1 protein-coding gene and 1 pseudogene are annotated in these 839 nt (G+C 73.1%); both read right to left on the minus strand.

Annotation, left to right across the window (positions count from 1 at the left end):
* Positions 1–98: 98 nt before the first annotated feature.
* Complete coding sequence (locus tag J0695_RS36025; protein WP_206968990.1) at positions 99–380, minus strand: DUF4235 domain-containing protein; 282 nt, start codon at positions 378–380, stop codon at positions 99–101.
* Positions 367–839, minus strand: a pseudogene (locus tag J0695_RS36030) (hypothetical protein); the annotation flags it as partial. The pseudogene J0695_RS36030 and the gene J0695_RS36025, both read right to left, overlap by 14 nt.

Raw genomic sequence — 839 nt, forward strand, 5'->3', positions numbered from 1 at the left:
CGGCGGCCCGCACCCACCCCGCGCACGACAACCTGGACCGCTTCCACCCGTACGCGGGCGACCCCACCTGGTCCCGCGAGAACCTCTGGTAGGCCTCGTTACGCGGGCCAGCGCCCGGTGATCCGCCGCACCCCTTCGGCCCCGCCCCGGTCCACGGCCGCCTTCACCACGGAGAAGATCGCCCCGTGGAGGGCGGCCGCGGCCAGCACCTCGTACCACTGGCGCTCGTCGTCGAGGGGATCGGGCGCCTCGCGCCCGTTCCCGACGGCCCGCCAGGCGCGGTCGAAGGCGGCCCCTGCGAGCATGCCGCCCGCTATGCCGAGGACCATCCCCACCGGCCGGTAGCCGAGACTCATCTTCCGCTGCTTAACCTTTGCCATGCTCTCCTCCGGTCAGTTTCGCCAACTGCCCCTGGAACCAGTCGAGTCTGGCCTGCAGCAGTGCCGCCTCGGCAACCAGTTCGGCGGCGGTGACCGCGGATTCCACCTCCGCCTCGGGCGAGGCGACCACCCGCAGCCCCTCACCGCCCCGGCGCGCGAAGTCGGCGAGCGAGAGCGGTGTACGACCACCAGCGCATGCCCCGCACACCGGTTCCAACACCTGCCACCCGGGCCGGCCCCATCCCGCGTCGGCAAGACCGGTCGCGGTGCGCCGGCACGCGCAGGGCCCGACAGTGGCGGCACGGACCCGCTGGCGGGCGTACCGCATCCCGAGCTCGAAGCGGATGTACGCGCCGAGCACCACCACCTCCAGCAGGACGGCCTTGCGGTACTCGGCGGCGCAGAGCAGCGCCTGCGCCTCGCACCGCTCATGCAGACAGTGGAAGCCGCAGTCGCAGA

The sequence above is a fragment of the Streptomyces beijiangensis genome, from assembly GCF_017315755.1.
In the GTDB taxonomy this organism is placed as follows: Bacteria; Actinomycetota; Actinomycetes; order Streptomycetales; family Streptomycetaceae; genus Streptomyces; species Streptomyces beijiangensis.